This window comes from Tabrizicola sp. BL-A-41-H6 (assembly GCF_050632395.1).
GTDB lineage: Bacteria > Pseudomonadota > Alphaproteobacteria > Rhodobacterales > Rhodobacteraceae > JAUYQR01.
In genome coordinates this window covers 103514-120485 of the sequence record NZ_CP192600.1, presented here as the reverse complement: position 1 = coordinate 120485, position 16972 = coordinate 103514, and the positions used below count along the sequence as shown (strand labels likewise).

Sequence of the window (16972 nt, the reverse complement as noted above, 5' to 3'; positions counted from 1 at the left end):
GCTCAGCGTGCAAACGGGTTGCGATAGCGGCCGAACTTTTGCCTGACAAGCATTGGAAGGACCTGCGGGTCGTTGATGACATAACGGTGAAACCGCGCCCTTGGTTCCTGCAACAGCCGGTACAACCACTCCAGACCGGCATTGGTCACCCATGGTGGCGGGCGGCGCAGCGTCCCAGCCTCGTAGTCGATGGTGCCGCCAAGCGGCAAGAACAGCCGGACATTCGGAAAACTGTCGCGATACTGCACGATGAACTTTTCCTGCCGCCCGCCCCCAAGGCCAACCAGTAGCACCGTCGCGCCCGAGGCGTTCACGGCGTCAATTATGCGCGCAATCGCCGCCGGGTCCTTCTCGAAATCGAACGGCGGGGCATGGCATCCAACAATGATCTCGCGCCCGACCTTGGCGTTGATCTTTTTGGCCGCGATCTCTGCGATGCCGGGTTTGCCACCCAGAAGGAAGACCCGAACATCGGCGTCATTCTTGTAGCGGGTATAGAACAGCGGGAAATAGTCCGATCCCGACACCCGCTCGCGCACCGGAGTGCCCATCAGCTTCAGCGCGAAATACAGGATTTGGCTGTCGCAGGTGATGTAGTCATATTGGTCAAGGATGTCGTAGAAGGCGCGGTCCGTCTGCAGCTTCATCACCATGTCCGCATGCAGCGTCAGGATCAGCCCCTCGCGCAGCGACAGCACCTCGTCCATCGTCACATCATGCACATACCCGTTCAGCACTGCCACCTTGCGGGGTGCCTTGGCCCGCCCGATTTGGGGCAGCACCGGAGGCGTCCGTTTGGACGTGGCGAATTCGGGCGAAGCGGGCTGGTTGGTCATCGGCGCACTTTCTGTCAGGCCGTCATCGAAAGAGCTTGGATTGCACAAAGGCGAAAAACGCCAGCGCGCGCCTTGGCGGCCAGCACATCAGATGACGTAATTCGCAAGCCCACTCCGACCATACCCTGCCCACCTTTCAACAACACATCGCAGGCGACGCTAGCACAAGTCCGGGGGGCGCTAAAGCCGGAGAACCAAAGGAAACGCATTGTTTCCTTAGGCGACAGTGATCGCTTCCGCGCCCGGTTTTGTCTCTGTTTCGCAACCTCTTTGCGCGGTCGCACGCAACCCCGCTTGCACCCGCCGCGCCCAAGCCCCTAGAGATGCGGCAGTTATTGTCCGCGATCCCTCGCATTTCGCAAGTGTCTTGTCCCATGCCCTCGAACGATCATCCATCGGACGACCCCGCAACAGCTCCGGTTCATCCCGTGGCCTTGTCCGTCATCATCGCGGCCCGCAATGAACAGGCACTGATCGGCCGTTGTCTGGCCGCGCTCGTCGCACAGACTGCTCTCGCCACCGGGCCGGTCGAAGTAATCGTCGCAGTGAACGGCACCACTGACCAGACCGCCGCCGAAGCGACTGGATTCGCCGCCGCCTTCGCGGCCCGAGGCTGGCAGCTTCACGTCATCGACTTGGCTCATGGGGGCAAACTCGGTGCCCTCAACGCCGCCGAAGCCGTCGCTCAGGGCCGCGCTCTGACCTACCTAGATGCCGACGTTGTTTGCGACAAAGACCTTCTGGCGCGAATCGAAGCGGCTCTTGCCCCCGACCGTCCGCTCTATGCCACCGGCCGTATCGCGGTGATGCCCGCCGAAAGCGTCATCACCCGCGCCTACGCCCGCCTGTGGACACGGCTGCCCTTTGTGCGCGGCGGCGCGGTCGGCGCCGGTTTCTTTGCGGTCAACCGCAAGGGCCGCGCGCGCTGGGATGCCTGGCCCGCAATCATTTCCGACGACACCTTCGTCCGCCTCCAGTTCGCACCCAACGAACGCATCGAGGTCGATGCCCACTACCATTGGCCGATGGTCGAGGGGTTTGGAAATCTGGTCCGCGTCCGCCGCCGTCAGGACGCCGGGGTAGCCGAAATCCGTCGTCTTTACCCCGACATCCTCGGCAACGAGGCCAAGCGCCCCCTGACACGGTCCGGTCTGCTCCGGCTTGCCCTGTCCGATCCGCCGGGATTTGCCGTCTATGGCGCAGTGCATCTTGGCGTGCGGCTTGCGCCTCACAAGGGCGACTGGACGCGCGGCAGGTAGCAAGGATCGAAACATGCGGTTAAACACTGCCATCCGCGGCATGCCGCGTTTCGCAAACGGGATCACCACGCGATGAAAGACCAGCGGGACATTGCAGTCGTGGCGATCGGTCGCAATGAAGGCGCGCGGCTCGTGGCCTGCCTCTCCTCGTTGCAGCGCCTGGGGCTGCGGGTGGTCTATGTCGACAGCGGTTCCACCGACGCCAGCCTGCAAGCGGCCCGCGATCTCGGCGCCCAGATCGTCGAACTTGACCTCAGCGTTCCTTTCACCGCCGCCCGTGCCCGCAACGCCGGCTTTCACGCGCTGAACCCGGCCCCCGCCTTCGTGCAGTTCATCGACGGCGACTGTGTGCTTGAACCCGGCTGGATTGAGGCCGGCCTGCAGGCGCTGACCGACCACCCCGACATCGGTATCGTGACTGGCTGGCGGTCCGAAATCTACCCTGATGCCAGCATCTACAACGGTATGGCCCAGGTGGAATGGCATCGGCCCGCGGGTGACATCCATGCCTGTGGCGGCGACATGATGGTGCGGGCGGACCTGTTTCGCCAGATGAATGGCTTCAACCCCGGCATCATCGCCGCCGAGGACGACGAGTTCTGCATCCGGGTCCGCAAGGCTGGATACCGCGTCCATCGCTTGCCCGTAGCGATGACCAGGCATGACGCGAACATCCTGCGATTCAGGCAATGGTGGCAGCGGGCGGTGCGGACGGGACATGCTTATGCCCAGGTCGGCGCCATCCATCCCGAACATTTCCACCGAGAGCGTCAGCGAGTATGGATCTACGGTGCGATCCTGCCGCTCCTTGCCCTTCTGTCGCCAGTTCTTTCGTGGTGGCTTTCACTACCCCTGATTGGCGGCTATTCGATTTCCTACATCCGCACCGCGCGTGGATTGCACGCAAATGGCCTTCCACTCGGCAAGGCTCTTCATCAGGCGTTGTTTCTTTGCATTTCGAAACTTCCGAATCTGGCGGGCCTACTGACCTATCATTGGCGCTCATGGCGCAAGCAAGACATTAACCTTATTGAGTACAAGTGATGGAACGCATGAAAAATAAACCGTTGCGGGCAGGCATTGTTGGTGCCGGGTACATTGCCACTTGGCATTGCGATGCGATCCGGGCCCTACCGGGCGTTGAACTGGCAGCCATCTGCGACAAGTCCCTCGGGGCAGCTCAGGCTTTGGCGGCAAGTAACGGCGCGCAAGCCTACAGCGATTTCGAGACAATGATCTCCGAGGCCAAACTTGACGCGGTGCACATCCTGACACCGCCCGACAGTCATCGCGATCTGGCCATCCGCTGCGCCGAAGCCGGGCTTCACTGCTTCGTCGAAAAGCCTGTCGCGCTGTCCGCAGCTGAAACCGCAGACATGGTGTCGGCCGGTCGCAAGGCGGGTCGGCTCATGGCGGCTGGCCACAATTTTCTTGGACTGCCTGGATACCGTCGGCTGAAGGAAGCCGTGGCTTCGGGGACCTTGGGCCGCATCTCGATGCTTGAAGTGAACTGGTGCTTTCCACTGCCGCCGCTCAGGTCCGGTCCGTTCGGGCTGTGGCTGATGCGCAGTCCGGGTAACCTTCTGGTGGAACTGGGACCGCATCTTTACGCCTTCGCCGTTGATCTGTTCGGGCCTCTGGAAATCAGCCATCTGGACCTTGGCAAGCCCATCGACTTGCCTGGCGGCGAGCGGCGCCACCAAAGCTGGCGCATCCTCGGTCGGGCCGGGACGGTAGATATCGCGTTCAACATTTCTCTGGTCGAGACGGTCGAGGACCGGAGCCTGCTGGTGCGCGGCTCGACCGCTCAGGCAAGGTTCGACTACGGATCTGACGTCCTGATCACCCGTAGCGAGAACACGGCCGATCTGATTCTGAACCCTCTACGGGTCCAACTGTCGCAAAGCCTGCAGCATCTGCGCGAAGGCGGTCGAAACGCCGTCCGTCAGCTTGCGTCACTCAACCGGAAATCGCCGTACGGGCTCAGCTTTGCAGGCACCCTTGGCAGCTTTTACGAAAGCGCCCGGTCCGGCTCCGCGTTGGACCCGAAATTCGACATGGCAAAAGCGGAAATTGTCATGCGCGGGATCGAAGACACCCTCGCCCTGATGCCGAAAAGCCCTGCACCCGTCCGTGCGACGGGGACGCCTCACCCACGGATAATGGTGATCGGCGGGACAGGCTTCATCGGTCGTGCGCTGACCCGCGAACTGGTCGCCCGCGGTCACGACGTTCGAGTGATCAGCCGCGGCGGGACGGGCCCGTTCGACGATATCGCCGACCACGTCGAGACAGTCGCCCTGTCCCTGCGCGACGGCGACGGTCTTGCCCGCGCCATGCAGGGCATCGACACAGTGTTCAACCTGGCAAAATCCACGGACAAAACCTGGAATGCCGCCTTGGCCAACGACGTCGGCGTAACCGAGGGCATTGCCGAAGCCGCGCTGGCTGCGGGCGTCAAGCGGCTGGTCTACACCGGCACCATCGCATCCTATGACATGTCGGATCCGGCCCGGAAGATCACCGAGGCAACCGGCTTTCCCGACAACATGGATGACCGGAATATCTACGCTCGCTCCAAGGCCGAATGCGAGCGGCGCTTGCTTAAGCTGCGCGCCGAACGGGGTCTGCCGGTGGTGATCGCCCGGCCCGGCATTGTATTGGGCAGGGGCGGCCCACTTCAGCACTGGGGCATCGGGCGGTGGCATGGGGCAGGCGCTGTCCGGTTGTGGGGCAATGGAACCAACACCCTGCCTTTCGTCCTGATCGATGATCTGGTCGACGGTCTGATCCGCATGATGGAGACTGCAGGCATCGAGGGACGCTCGTACAATCTTGTGGGCGATCCGCTGATGTCCGGTCGCGAATACTTCGCCGCCATCGAGCAACAGCTTGCAGTAAAGGTGAACGTTGCCTCAAGCGCGCTGTCACTCCTATTCGTTGTCGACCGGCTGAAGCACGTCTTGAAGACCGGCGTCTTGCGCAAGAAAGGCTTGACGCCTGCCTCGCTGAAGGACTGGAAGTCGCGTGCGCATCTGTCCGTCTTCGACAATGCTCGCTCAAAGGCCGATCTCGGCTGGGCCCCGGTGTCGGACAAGTCGCAGTTCGTCAAGGAAGCGATCGTCGAGGCCAATCTGTTTGGCTTTTGAAGGCTGGCTCCAGCCGACTGTCTGGCTCTTTATCGGCTGAAGCTGCCCAGTCGCGACCGGTTACCGTGTCCGGCTGGAACGCGCCTCTGGCTGGCGATCGCTACGCCGGGCGCGCGGCGAGGCCCCCTGCGCCAACCACGCCGGCGGCGCGGTGCGGGCACCAAAAGCGGGCGCTCTGGCAAGGTTATCCGCAGAAAGATCACGCCGCTCGCTACCCCGCATCATCGACCCGGTCAACGACCCCGCCAGCAACCATACATACGGCAACAGCCACCCGTTCGGGATAAAATCCACCAGCATCCCGCTCAACAGCATCATCAGACCCGGTGTCACCATCGATGGGCTGACCATCCCGTGACGTCCCATCGCGAACCAGATGCCCATGGTCAAAAGCCCGAAATGTGCGGCATATCCCATCCATCCATACGTCCCGATCAGGATGATCCAAAGACCATCGGTTACACTCGTCTGCCGTCCGGAATCGGGGTCGTAGATCTGGTTTCGTCCCCAACTGCCCCAGCCAAACGCGGGCTTTTCGTTCGCCCGCGCCATCAACGCCGCTTCGTTGTCGAACCGGAACTGTAGGGAGGAAGCCCTTTCCTCGCTTACGCTTTGGGCAGCCCCAAGGATCGTCGTTGTGGGGACCACCCCCGAGGTACGCAATGCAGGGTAAAGGATCAGCAGCGATGCCACAATGACGGCTGCGAAGACCTGAACTCGCCGTCCAGTGAACAGGATCAACACGCCTATGGTGACCGTGATCACCAGTGCGCCCAGGTTCTTCGAGATGATAAGTACCCCGATCAGCCAGACCACCGAGAACAGCCACCCCGTCGCAACTTTATCCGTTCGCAGCGCCTCCCGCCACAGCACCAAGGCCGCAAGCGTCGCCATGCAATAAAAGCTTCCGATCATCAGCCCGTGGTTAAGAAAGACCACCGGCCTGTATCCGCCGTCGCGCATGTGTTGGAAGAAATCGTGGGGGAAAAAGCCGTAGATCCAGGTGTGAAGCTGTGGGCTGAACCGCACTTCAAACAGCACCGGCAGGGAATACAGCAGCCCCGCAATCGCAAACGCCTTCAAAACGTAGATCTGATCCTCGACGGTACCGAGGTACCGCAATGCCAGAAAGAACGGAATGAGTGAGATCAGGATGCCGAGGATTATCGTAACCGCGTCATATAGACGCAGTCCGGGCAGCGTCAAAGGGCCGAAGGATAGCGGCTCAGGGTTATGGTACACCGTAAAAAATGGCGCCAGCAAAAGCACGCCAAGAACAGCTTTCACAACCCAATGTCCCCGGCGCTCCGAGCCAACTCCCGCGTCGGCATCTGCCGCAGGTTTTCGTCCGAAGATCAGGCACATCAAAAGCGCACTGATGTTTGGTATCGACGACTTGTCCATTACCGGCAGCATCGGCAAGTCAAAGTTTGTTCCCGACGGTAACAGCAAGAACCCGCCCAAGAGCGTCCACACCAGGGCTTTAGGCACCGGCAGCAGGCGAAACAGGACCAGCGCCACCAACGGCCAGGTCATCAGCACTAAATACGCAAAACTGTTGGGCATCTGGGTCACTAAGGCTGATGGAAGGGGGCTCGTCACAATCTGAACGCCGACCGCGCCACTTAGGGCGACACGCTCGTGGCATTCAAGCCGGGTTTCCCTTCCTAATGTGTAGCCATCCTCCGGAAAGTTTCATTGTCCGCCACAAGTTGATCATAGGTACCACGGGCTGCGATCCGACCTTTGTCCATCAAAAAGATGATGTCGCAGGATCTGACCGTGCTCAGCCGGTGGGCAATCAGGATGATAGTCTTGTCGGCCCGTATGTTCTGCACCGCCTCCATAACCACCCGCTCGGTGATGTTGTCCAGCGCGGAGGTCGCCTCGTCCATGATCAGAAGCGTCGGGTCGCGGTAAAGCGCGCGGGCAATTCCGATCCTTTGGCGTTGCCCACCCGACAGCCTGACACCGCGCTCGCCCACTATTGTCTTATAGCCATCGGCAAGATCGCTTTTCACAAAGTCATGCAGCGCAGCCGCGCGGGCCGCGCGTTCCACCGCGGCCATATCAATCTGCTCGTTCGGTACACCAAAGGCGATGTTAGCGGCGATCGTGTCGTCGGTCAGGAAGATCGACTGTGGCACATAGCCAAGGGTCTTCTGCCAGGCGCGGATATTGGCGGGGGTCACCAGCGTTCCGTCCACCCTGATCTCGCCGCCATCGGGGGTCAAAAGTCCCAGCACCACGTCGACCAGCGTGGTCTTGCCTGCCCCTGTGCCCCCAACGATCCCCACGGTCGTTCGGGCAGGGATAATCACATCCAACCCCAAAAGCGCGGGTCGGGCCGCTTGCGCATAGGTGAACTTAATCCCCGACAACTCCAGCGAATGCTCCAGATGCAACGCCGGCTGTGGTGCCTGGGACGGCATCCGAGAGGACATCGCCGAAGCATAGTCCGTAGAGATTTCGTCGAGCACCGCCAGTCCGCCGCGGATTGTGGCCAAGGCATGATAAATCTGCTGCAATGCGGGCAGCAGTCTCATCACCGAAAACGCCAGTATGCCGAGCAACGGCACGATATCGGCAATGTTGCCGCCACTGCGCAGCAGCAGCAGCAGGATTATCCCCAACAGGGCTGCAAACGTGATTCCTTCCAGTGCAAAACGAGGCAGTTCAGAAATGATCCCGACTGTGGCCTGACCCTTGGCACTGCGATGTGCGGCGATCCTGTAAATCCGGGTATAATCGTCTTCCAAGCCAAGCAGCTTTACATCCTTGATCCCGCCAGTTGCCTCCTGCGAAACCTTAAAGCGGTCCGCGAATGCGCGCATCATCTCTTCCCCGGTCCGGCGCAGCTTCTCGCGCAGCTTTAGGTAGATCAACGCGTAGCTGCCACCGATGATACCAAACGAAATGCTGGTAACGACAGGATCAACAAGCAGCAGGAACCCCACGATCACAGCGACAAGCATTGCGCTGGCGGTAAGCCGAAAAAGCGGCGTCAACACAGAGCTCACAAGACGGTCAACCTCGCCAAGAACGTTCTTGCCGACCTCTGCGCTGTTGCGGTTCAAGAACCAGCCGTAGGGCTGATGCATGTATGCACTTAGAAGTCGGCTGGAAATCGAATAGCCCAGCATGTTCGAATAGCTGACCAAGGCGTAGGTGCCCGATGCTTTCACTACCAGCCCGATCAGCACCAGTGCTGTCACCGCCAGAGCAAAGCAGACTTGGAATGCGAAGATGCTGGAAAAACCCAACATGTCAAAAATCGCCGAGAACACTCTGCTTTCTGCAACGGACGAAGGATCTGAGAGCACCTGCAAAAGAACAAGCACGGAAGAGATGCCCACCATTTCGACAAGCGCCATCGCGATCATCATCAGGCTCAAAAGCCAGAACCGCCGCCGCTCGCCCGCTTCAAGCAGGGAAAAAATCTTCCGATAGACGTCGATCAACTGGCTTCTCCGGTCCCGGTGCAGCCGACACCATGCTACCTGGCAAAGGCAAAAGGAAGGCGCGATCTGGGCTTGTTTTGTAGCCTTGTCGCTGGCTGGCTTTGGCCCGGACGTTGTCCCGTGCAACTGCCGTCCGTACGTCTGTGCTGCTGGCATGATTTCGCCGCCGCGTTCTCCACCAATCGCTGCCCTAATTTTGCCACGACCAGCAGCCAGACTTCTAACACGTCAAGCCGTATCCGATGGTTGAAGGAAAATCGCTCATGCTCGCAGGCAACATGTTTATGGCGATCATCCTTGCCGTCGCTTCCGCAGGAACGGCGGCCTTTTTGGGATACTCGCTCCTCGCGGTGATTCTCTTTTACATGCTTGGCGGCACGCTCGGAATGATCCTCACGCTGGTTGCAGCAGCCTTCTCCGCAACGGGCGAAGCGAAATCCGATGCGATTTCCCCCATTGTTGGGCGTTCTGGCAACACTGTCGGGTCCTGAATCGCGCGAATTCAGCGCTATCGGCAAGAATCCGTTAAACAATAGCTGTCACCCTAAGCCATGATCCGCTTAAGCGATCAGTAAACCGATATGATTTCGGTTTCAGGTCGCTAAGGTTGTGTCTGTGATGTTGGCTGCTCGCGCGGCGTTGTTGCGGGACGATTGTCTTGGGAGGCTGGAATGATCGTTGGATTGCTTCTCATCAGCATGGTCGCTGGCGGCACCGTTTCCGTAACGCTTGCGATGATTGGCCAGCCATTCTGGGTCGCGGCCCTCGGCTACGTAGCAACCGGGACTGCCATCCTCGTGCTTGAATTGATGATTGCTGTGGCCATCGCCAGGGGCAGATCCGTCATGCCGCAGTCGATTACTGCCCGGTTCCGCGCAGCACGACTCCGACAGTAGCAATCAGAAGCCTCATGTCCGTCGCGAATGAGACATTGCGCTCGTAAGCCGTGTCGAATTCTGCGCGCTGGGCGAAAGTTGCAGTATTGCGGTCTGACACCTGCCACGGGCCAGTCACACCGGGGCGAAGCGCATAATACGCGTGGCCGGGGTAAAGGTCCCGCTGCTCTGGCATCATCGGGCGCGGCCCGACCAAACTCATGTCGCCCTTCAGCACGTTCCAAAGCTGCGGCAGTTCGTCGAAAGAAGTTTTGCGCAAGGCTAGGCCCAGCGTCGTGATCCGCGGGTCGGACGCAAGTTTCTGGTAGGCGTTCCACTCCATGCGGGCCGCTTCATTGTCCGCCAGATGCCGGGCCAGCCGTTCGTCGGCGTCCGGCACCATGCTGCGCAGCTTCCACAGCCGGAAAACGCGACCACCCTTGCCAACGCGAAGTTGCGTGTAAAACGGGGACGATCCATCCAGTGCAATCAGAACGCACAAGGCCAGAACCATAGGCAGAACGAACGGTGTGATCAGCAAAACGAACACGATGTCGATCAATCGCTTGAACGTCCGGCGATACAGCCGCTCGCGGCGCGGCAACAACCATGCCTCTCTCGGCTCAATGCGTGCGCGGTCAAAATCTACCGCCCCAGCCTTAATGCGCACAGTCATCAACAAACCTCCCAGAAGGGGCCTCAGCTACCAACGACACCAATCCTGAAAACGCAGGACACTTTTTCGACTTAAATCTGAACTTGCGACCTATAGGGTTCGCCGAACAACTTGTCCCTTCATGTAGCACCTCCGCTTTGGGCAGGCAATGTGGCCGCCAAGACCCACACGCGCAAAAAGGGTTTCATTTCAAATATTTACACGCTATGGTTGTGTGTTCGGTGCCCTCTGTTACCAGACGAAGGGTAATCCCGCGAAAGCCTGCCGAAGCTGGCGCCCTCCGGGCATTTGTGCTTGACGCCTTTTTTCTGCCCGATTTCAAACGAAATTCGCCACATTTCGACAAGCGGTCGAATCCTGCGATCTAGCCATCGCGCGTGCAGCAAAAGCCTAGTGCCGCGGTAACCTCATGCCATTGTTGAGGATGTGGAAACGATCAATTTTTTGTTCACTTTTTCTGTCACTGATCAAATTTTGAACAAATCCTCCAAAGCCGCCCGCGTTCCGCGTTACGGCGGCGCTGAACCGTGCAAAGTGATTCGTTTTCGCCGCAAACCCTTCGCGTTCAACTCGGCAGGGAACCGCGCAAACCGGCCACCATGACCAGGATCGGGCCGGGTAACTCCAGAAGCCAGTTCATATGCAGCCCGGCCACCGCAGTCCCGATCAGCGTGTCGACATGATGAAACCCGGCGGCGCGCACGGCCACGAAGATGCACACGAAGCCAAGCCCCAACACCGCAAGGCCGGTTTGCTGCACTGTGCGCCGTAACAGAAATCCCAGCCAGCCCATGAACACAACCCCACCCACCATGACACCGGCGATGAACCTGCGCTGCACGATTTGGCGGTCTTCATACCAACCCTGCGCGTGGGCAACGCAGCGGCCGACCTCGGTGAGCAGCGTTTGCAGATCAAGCTGTTTGTTCACCGCCAGACAGGCCAGCACCACCGACGAGAACCACCAGAAGGCACGCTCCCTGCTGCGGGTTTCCTCGGCAAACGGCCCCCTGATCGCGCGCCTTGCGGTAACGATCGCCGCAGCCGCAAAGACCACCACCGTCAGCCAACCCATCACATTCGGGTCGCCCAGTCCCGGCGACCACCGCTGCAGCGCACAGTCAAGCGTCTCCACGATCAGCCCTTCGCCCCTTCGGTCCGTGCATAGACATCCTCGTAGCGGATGATGTCATCCTCGCCCAGATACGCACCGGTCTGGATCTCGATCAGCACCATCGGCAGTTTGCCCGGATTCTCCATCCGGTGGACCGCGCCCAAAGGTACGTAGATCGACTGATTCTCCGTCAGCAGCGAAACCGTTCCATCCACCGTGACCTTCGCCGTGCCCGACACGACAATCCAGTGTTCGGCGCGGTGGACATGGCTTTGCAGGCTCAGCGATGCGCCCGGATGGACGACGATCCGCTTCACCTGAAACCTGTCCGCCAGAACCAGCGTCTCGAACCAGCCCCACGGCCGATGGTCGCGCGGCAAGATCTCGGCCTGCCGCACCTTGTCCTGCTTCAGCCGGGCAACGGCCTCCTTGACCTCCTGCGTCCGCGACCGGTCGGCCACCAGCACCGCATCGGACATCGCCACCACGACCAGATCGCGCAATCCGATCCCGACCACCCGCAGCGCCTCGCTTTCCGACCGGATCAGGCTGCCCTCACAATCGATAAGGGTGACCGGCCCATGCGTCGCCACGCTGCCCTCGCCCACCCCGTCGCGCCACACAGCGTTCCAGTCGCCCAGATCAGACCAAGCGGCTTTGAACGGCACCACCTCAAGGTTCGCGGCCTTCTCCATCACGGCATAGTCGATGGACACCTCGCGCGCCTTGCCCCACGGCCCGGGTGCCAGCCGCAGAAAGCCGAGATCGCTCCGCGCCGTGGTTACCGCTTCGCTCACCGGCCCCAGCAAATCCGCAGCATGGGCGCGGAACGCGGCCAGAAGCGTGCCAACCGACATCAGGAAAATCCCCGCGTTCCACAGATACCGCCCCTCGGCCAGCATCGCCTCGGCCCGGGCCGCGTCGGGCTTCTCGACAAAGCGCAGCAGCGGCACCGGCGCGCCACCGGCCGGCGGCGCGGAAAGCTCCAACCAGCCATAGCCGGTTTCCGCTCGGTCCGGCTGGATGCCGAAAGTGACGATCTGCCCCGCCTCGGCCCGCAGCACACCTTCGGCAACAGCGGCGCGAAACGCGGCCGTGTCCGGTATTTCGTGGTCGGTCGGCATCACCAGCATCAGCGCGTCGGGATCGGTCTCGGCCAGGTGCAATGCCGCGGCAAGGATCGCCGGCGCCGTGTTGCGCGCCGTTGGTTCGATCAGGATCGCACCGGGGTCGATCCCGGCAAGCGCAAGCTGTTCGGTCACGATGAACCGAAAATCAGAATTGGTGATGACGATCGGCGCCGCCACCCCCGGCGCGCCATCCATTCGCGCTGCCGCCGCCTGAAACAGCGTCTGCTTACCAGTCAGCGGCACGAACTGCTTGGGAAAACTCTTGCGCGACAAGGGCCAAAGCCGGGTGCCAGAGCCGCCGCACAGCAGGACGGGATGCAAGGTGGGCATGAAAAACACTCCGGTTTCAGATTGGCAGATTAATTCTTGCGGGACAGAAGGGGCAAAACAAGGGTGGAACGAAGGAAGGACCGGGGCAGGGCGCCACTTACGCCACCCTCACCTGCGCCGCAGCCCGCCCCGCCCAGCGCCCCGTCGCCCAACACCCGGTCAGCAGGTAACCCCCGGTCGGCGCTTCCCAATCCAGCATCTCGCCGCAGACAAAGACTCCGGGCAAGGCGCGCAACTCCAGCCCCTGCGTCACCGCCTCGCGCCTGACACCCCCCGCGACCGAGATCGCTTCGTCCAGCGGTCGCGGCCCGGCCAGCCGCACGGGCAGCGCCTTTACCGCCGTCAGCGGCAGCCCCCTGCCGAACTCCTGCATCAACGCCACCGCAACGGCGGAAAGCCCCAGTTTGCGCAGCCGGTTCGCGGCCGTCTCTCCCACCCGCATCCGCGCCAGCCGTGCGACCACTTCGGCGGCGGGCACGTCCGGCATCAGGTCCAGCACCAGCCCCGCGCCATCGCGCAAGCCACGGCTGACCGCATAGATCCCGCCACCCTCCAACCCTTTGCTGGAAAGGTTGAATTCACCTCGCTCCCGCTGCCCGCCGACACACAGCGCCACGCCTTTCACCGGCTGACCAAAGAACCGCGTCATATGCGGCGACCAATTGACCGCAAACCCCACATTCGCGGGCTGCCACGGCGCCACGTCAACCCCGCGCTCCCGCAGCCACGGCACCCATGCGCCATCCGACCCCAGCCGCGCCCAGCTTGCCCCGCCCAGCGCCAGCACGGTCACGGCAGGGTGCAGCACCTCTACGCCACCCGGCGCCAGAAACCGGAACCCCGCACCCTCGAACCCGTCCCACCGCCAGCGCGTGCGGATATCCACGCCAAGGTCTGCCAACCGTGCCAGCCACGCCCGCAGCAGGGGCGAGGCTTTCATCGCCACCGGGAACACCCGGCCCGACGATCCGGTAAAGACCTGCTGCCCCAACTCCCGGCACCATGCCTGCACCTCGCCCGGCCCAAAGGCCGCAAGCATCGGCGCCAGCCAATCGCCACCGTAAGCCGCCTGAAACCGCGCGGAGGCTTCGTCCTTCGTGACGTTCAGTCCCGATTTCCCCGCCATCAGGAACTTGCGCCCGACCGATGCCTTCGCTTCGCAGACCACCACCCGACGTCCGGCCCGCGCCAGCTCCTCCGCCGCCATCAGGCCTGCCGGGCCTGCCCCGATCACCAGCGCGTCAAGCATTTGCGGCGGTCCGCAATTCCACCACGCGGTGCGGATAGGGCATCTCGATCTCCGCCGCCTTCAGCGCATTCCAGATCGCGAACAGCACCGGCGAGCCATACTTGTTCTTGCCGTCATCAATCCCCGCCACCCAGTATTCCACGCTGAAATCGACGCTGCTCTCGCCAAACCCCTTCAGCTCGCAATCCGGCCCGTCGGGCGATTTCAGCACGAAGGGCAGCGCGGCAACGGCAGCCTCGATGATCTCCGGCACGCGGTTGATGTCCGTCTCATAGCTGACCGAAAACAGCGCCTCGTATCGGTTTGCGCTGCCCTGATCAGAATAGTTGGTGACTCGGGTGGTGATGAAATGTTCGTTCGGTACCACGATCCACTTGCCGTCGAACGTCTCCAGCACGCAGGCGCGGGCGGTCATCTTGACGATCGTGCCCTTCTCGCCGCCGTCCAGTTCAACGTAATCGCCAACCGTGGTCTGGCCTTCAAGCAGAAGGATGATCCCCGACACGAAGTTCGCCGCGATCTGCTGCAAGCCCAGCCCGATCCCCACGCCTAGCGCGCCGCCCAGCACGGCAACAGCCGTCAGGTCGATCCCCATGATCGACATCAAAAGCAAGAATGCCGCACCGAAAATGGCAACCTCGGCGGCCTTGATAGCCAGTTCCCGCGTCGCTGGCCGCAATTCCTCGCGCGCCTTGATGTAGCCTGTGGATTGCCGGTTCGACCACGCGCCCAGCCAGAACAGCAGCGCACCCGCAATCAGCCCCCGGATCAGCGCCAGCGCCGAAAACCGGATGTTGCCCAGCGCGATCACCGTCTCGTCCAGCCACGCAGTGATGTCGTCCAGCACCCCCAACGTGTAAAGCGCAGCCACCGGGATCAGCACGAACCGCCCCAGCAGTTTCAGGAACCCATCCGGCAGGACCTCGCGCACCAGCGTCCGCGCGGCCAGAAACAGGAAGACCCGCTTGCCGAACGCGATCACCTCGCCCGATCCGAACGTGGCGCGGGTGACGCTTTCGCCCGCCGCCGTCAGTGCATAAGCCAGAAGTGGAAGCAGCAAGGGCAGGACCAACAGCCCCGCCCGCCGAACCCGCGCCACCAGCCCGACTGCTCCGGCCTCAGGCGCCAACACCCGGCGGATCGCGGGCTGCATCCGCCCCGCCAGCATCCGCGCCGCCACATAGGCCACCGCCAAAAGTGCAAACTGTGACCACGCCGCGGGCGAGGTGATCCAGTCCATCGCCACTGACTGCGCTTCGGCCAACCAGCCGGTCACTCGTACGACAAACCCCTCCAAAGATTACCCCTTAGCACGGTGGGCAATCCGCCCGATCGTATTCAACAAGATCTGCGCCGCTAGAATAGTCGTGGTGCCGGAATGGTCGTAATCCGGCGCCACTTCGACCAGATCTATCCCAACGATCCGACCTTGCCGGGTAAGCCCGTCGATCAGTTCCAGCACCTCGTAGTACAGGAACCCCCCGTGCGACGGCGTCCCGGTTCCCGGCGCGATCGACGGATCGAACCCGTCGATATCCAGCGTCAGATAATAGTCCACCCCCGTCGGAATCCGCGCCAGCACCGCCTCAAGTCCCAGCTTGCGAATCTGCCGCACCGAAAGGATGTCGTCCCCCATCGCGCGCGCCGCGTCGTAGCCGTCTTTCGCCGTGCTGCTGACGTTGCGGATGCCCAGCGCGGTGATCCCCTTCACATGCTCCTGCTCCGCCGCGCGCCGCATCGGATTGCCATGACCATGCCGAACCCCGTGGCGCACATCGACGAAATCCAGATGCGCGTCGATCTGCACGATGTGGATCGGCCGCCCGGCAAAGGCGCGGATGCAGGGGATGTTGATCGAATGGTCCCCGCCCAGCACGACCGGCACCGCCCCCGCCGCCAGAATGGCCCGCACCCCGGCCTCGATGTTGGCGTGACTCGTCTCGGTATCGGTATGAACGATGTCGGCGTCGCCGATATCGACAATCCGCACCCCCTCCAGATAGGTCACGTCATCCTCATGGTCATAGGCCCCGGCATGGCCGAACGAAAACAGTGTCGACGCCTCGCGGATGCCCCTTGGCCCGAAGCGTGCCCCGGCGCGGAACTGGGTGCCAAAATCGAACGGCGCGCCCATCACGGCGAAATCCGCGTCGATCTTCGCCCAATCCGGCTCGTAAGGGTTCTTCCCGAACGTCGCGATCCCGACGAACGGCAGGTTCAGCCGCCCGCTTTCATAGCCATGTGCCATCTTGTCCCCTCATCCCCGCCTACCGGGTCATTTCCTTCAACGTCATGACATGTTCCCGCGATGCCGCAAGGGCATCCGCTGCCAAGGCCCGCGCCTCGTCCAGAAGGGCGCCCTCTGCTACGATCCGGTCGATCAACCCCCAGGCCAGCGCCGCCTCCGCGCCGATCCGCACGCCCGCCATCAGCAGCATCCGCGCCCGCGCCGGCCCGATCAACGCCCGAAGCCGCGCCGGGTCAGGCGCCTGCGGCTTGTGCCCCAGCCGCATCACCGGGTAAAAGAACGCCGCCCCCGGCACCGCGATGCGCAGGTCGCAGGCCAGCGCCAGCGTCATGGCACCCCCCGCCAGCGTGCCGTTCAGCGCGGCGATCGTCAGCCCCGGAAACCCCGCCAGCGCCTCCGAAGCGCGGCCCCAGACTGGGTCGGTCCCCAGCCCAGCTTGCATCTCGGCAAGGTCGGCCCCGGCGGAAAACGCCCGCCCCCGGCCGGTCAGCACCAACACCGATGCCTCCGATGTCCCCGCGACCGCCTCCGCCAGTGCCCCCAGCATCGCGCGGTTCAGCGCGTTGGCCTTGTCCGGACGGTCAAGCGTCAGCGTGCACAGACGGCCATCCCAACTGGTTTCGATCATCTCGCGTGCCACCTTCC

At 62.2% G+C, this 16972-nt stretch carries 14 protein-coding genes; 4 read left to right on the top strand and 10 right to left on the bottom strand.

Annotated elements, in window-relative coordinates; genetic code table 11:
- Window positions 1-2: 2 nt before the first annotated feature.
- A complete protein-coding gene (locus ACROUL_RS00605) occupies window positions 3-836 on the bottom strand; it encodes a WecB/TagA/CpsF family glycosyltransferase (protein WP_431297626.1) in 834 nt (277 codons plus the stop codon).
- 428 nt (window positions 837-1264) lie between these two features.
- Here ACROUL_RS00605 and ACROUL_RS00600 point away from each other — a divergent pair, with 428 nt between their 5' ends.
- The 3 genes from ACROUL_RS00600 (at window position 1265) to ACROUL_RS00590 (ending at window position 5244) form a co-directional block, all read left to right on the top strand.
- Complete coding sequence (locus ACROUL_RS00600; RefSeq protein WP_431297625.1) at window positions 1265-2095, top strand: glycosyltransferase; 831 nt, start codon at window positions 1265-1267, stop codon at window positions 2093-2095.
- A gap of 99 nt (window positions 2096-2194) precedes the next feature.
- Entirely contained in the window at window positions 2195-3139 is a 945-nt protein-coding gene (locus tag ACROUL_RS00595; protein ID WP_431297624.1) for a glycosyltransferase, read from the top strand.
- Window positions 3140-3147: 8 nt separating this feature from the next.
- On the top strand, window positions 3148-5244 hold the full coding sequence (locus tag ACROUL_RS00590) for an NAD-dependent epimerase/dehydratase family protein (RefSeq protein WP_431297623.1): 2097 nt from the start codon (window positions 3148-3150) through the stop codon (window positions 5242-5244).
- Window positions 5245-5304: 60 nt separating this feature from the next.
- On the opposite strand, the gene ACROUL_RS00585 is transcribed toward ACROUL_RS00590, so the two are convergent.
- Entirely contained in the window at window positions 5305-6810 is a 1506-nt protein-coding gene (locus ACROUL_RS00585; protein WP_431297622.1) for a hypothetical protein, read from the bottom strand.
- 101 nt (window positions 6811-6911) lie between these two features.
- Window positions 6912-8705: an ABC transporter ATP-binding protein gene (locus ACROUL_RS00580; RefSeq protein WP_431297621.1), complete on the bottom strand. Its 1794-nt coding sequence runs from the start codon at window positions 8703-8705 to the stop codon at window positions 6912-6914.
- A gap of 263 nt (window positions 8706-8968) precedes the next feature.
- On the opposite strand from ACROUL_RS00580, the gene ACROUL_RS00575 reads away from it, so the two are divergent.
- Window positions 8969-9196, top strand: a complete 228-nt coding sequence (locus tag ACROUL_RS00575) for a hypothetical protein (protein ID WP_431297620.1) — start codon at window positions 8969-8971, stop codon at window positions 9194-9196.
- A gap of 367 nt (window positions 9197-9563) precedes the next feature.
- On the opposite strand, the gene ACROUL_RS00570 is transcribed toward ACROUL_RS00575, so the two are convergent.
- The 7 genes from ACROUL_RS00570 to ACROUL_RS00540 all read right to left on the bottom strand — a co-directional run bounded on the left by ACROUL_RS00570 (window position 9564) and on the right by ACROUL_RS00540 (window position 16955).
- Window positions 9564-10256 (bottom strand): sugar transferase, encoded by a 693-nt coding sequence (locus ACROUL_RS00570; protein WP_431297619.1) that lies wholly within the window; start codon window positions 10254-10256, stop codon window positions 9564-9566.
- A 565-nt stretch (window positions 10257-10821) separates the two neighbouring features.
- On the bottom strand, window positions 10822-11391 hold the full coding sequence (locus tag ACROUL_RS00565) for an isopropylmalate isomerase (protein WP_431297618.1): 570 nt from the start codon (window positions 11389-11391) through the stop codon (window positions 10822-10824).
- 2 nt (window positions 11392-11393) lie between these two features.
- Complete coding sequence (locus ACROUL_RS00560; RefSeq protein WP_431297617.1) at window positions 11394-12830, bottom strand: mannose-1-phosphate guanylyltransferase/mannose-6-phosphate isomerase; 1437 nt, start codon at window positions 12828-12830, stop codon at window positions 11394-11396.
- A gap of 97 nt (window positions 12831-12927) precedes the next feature.
- On the bottom strand, window positions 12928-14079 hold the full coding sequence (locus tag ACROUL_RS00555; RefSeq protein ID WP_431297616.1) for a TIGR03862 family flavoprotein: 1152 nt from the start codon (window positions 14077-14079) through the stop codon (window positions 12928-12930).
- Window positions 14072-15319 carry a mechanosensitive ion channel family protein gene (locus tag ACROUL_RS00550; protein WP_431301213.1) on the bottom strand — a complete coding sequence of 416 codons (1248 nt, stop codon included), beginning with the start codon at window positions 15317-15319 and terminating at the stop codon, window positions 14072-14074. The genes ACROUL_RS00555 and ACROUL_RS00550 overlap by 8 nt, the downstream gene beginning before the upstream one ends.
- A gap of 60 nt (window positions 15320-15379) precedes the next feature.
- On the bottom strand, window positions 15380-16327 hold the full coding sequence (gene speB / locus ACROUL_RS00545) for an agmatinase (protein WP_431297615.1): 948 nt from the start codon (window positions 16325-16327) through the stop codon (window positions 15380-15382).
- Window positions 16328-16346: 19 nt separating this feature from the next.
- Complete coding sequence (locus tag ACROUL_RS00540) at window positions 16347-16955, bottom strand: enoyl-CoA hydratase/isomerase family protein (RefSeq protein WP_431297614.1); 609 nt, start codon at window positions 16953-16955, stop codon at window positions 16347-16349.
- Window positions 16956-16972: the final 17 nt, after the last annotated feature.

Coding starts and splice junctions, on each gene's coding strand:
- ACROUL_RS00555 (WP_431297616.1), bottom strand. CDS start 14,079: ATGCTTGACGCGCTGGTGATCGGGGCAGGCCCGGCAGGCCTGATGGCG.
- ACROUL_RS00575 (WP_431297620.1), top strand. CDS start 8,969: ATGCTCGCAGGCAACATGTTTATGGCGATCATCCTTGCCGTCGCTTCC.
- ACROUL_RS00550 (WP_431301213.1), bottom strand. CDS start 15,319: ATGGACTGGATCACCTCGCCCGCGGCGTGGTCACAGTTTGCACTTTTG.
- ACROUL_RS00585 (WP_431297622.1), bottom strand. CDS start 6,810: ATGCCCAACAGTTTTGCGTATTTAGTGCTGATGACCTGGCCGTTGGTG.
- ACROUL_RS00540 (WP_431297614.1), bottom strand. CDS start 16,955: ATGATCGAAACCAGTTGGGATGGCCGTCTGTGCACGCTGACGCTTGAC.
- ACROUL_RS00570 (WP_431297619.1), bottom strand. CDS start 10,256: ATGACTGTGCGCATTAAGGCTGGGGCGGTAGATTTTGACCGCGCACGC.
- speB (WP_431297615.1), bottom strand. CDS start 16,327: ATGGCACATGGCTATGAAAGCGGGCGGCTGAACCTGCCGTTCGTCGGG.
- ACROUL_RS00590 (WP_431297623.1), top strand. CDS start 3,148: ATGAAAAATAAACCGTTGCGGGCAGGCATTGTTGGTGCCGGGTACATT.
- ACROUL_RS00560 (WP_431297617.1), bottom strand. CDS start 12,830: ATGCCCACCTTGCATCCCGTCCTGCTGTGCGGCGGCTCTGGCACCCGG.
- ACROUL_RS00605 (WP_431297626.1), bottom strand. CDS start 836: ATGACCAACCAGCCCGCTTCGCCCGAATTCGCCACGTCCAAACGGACG.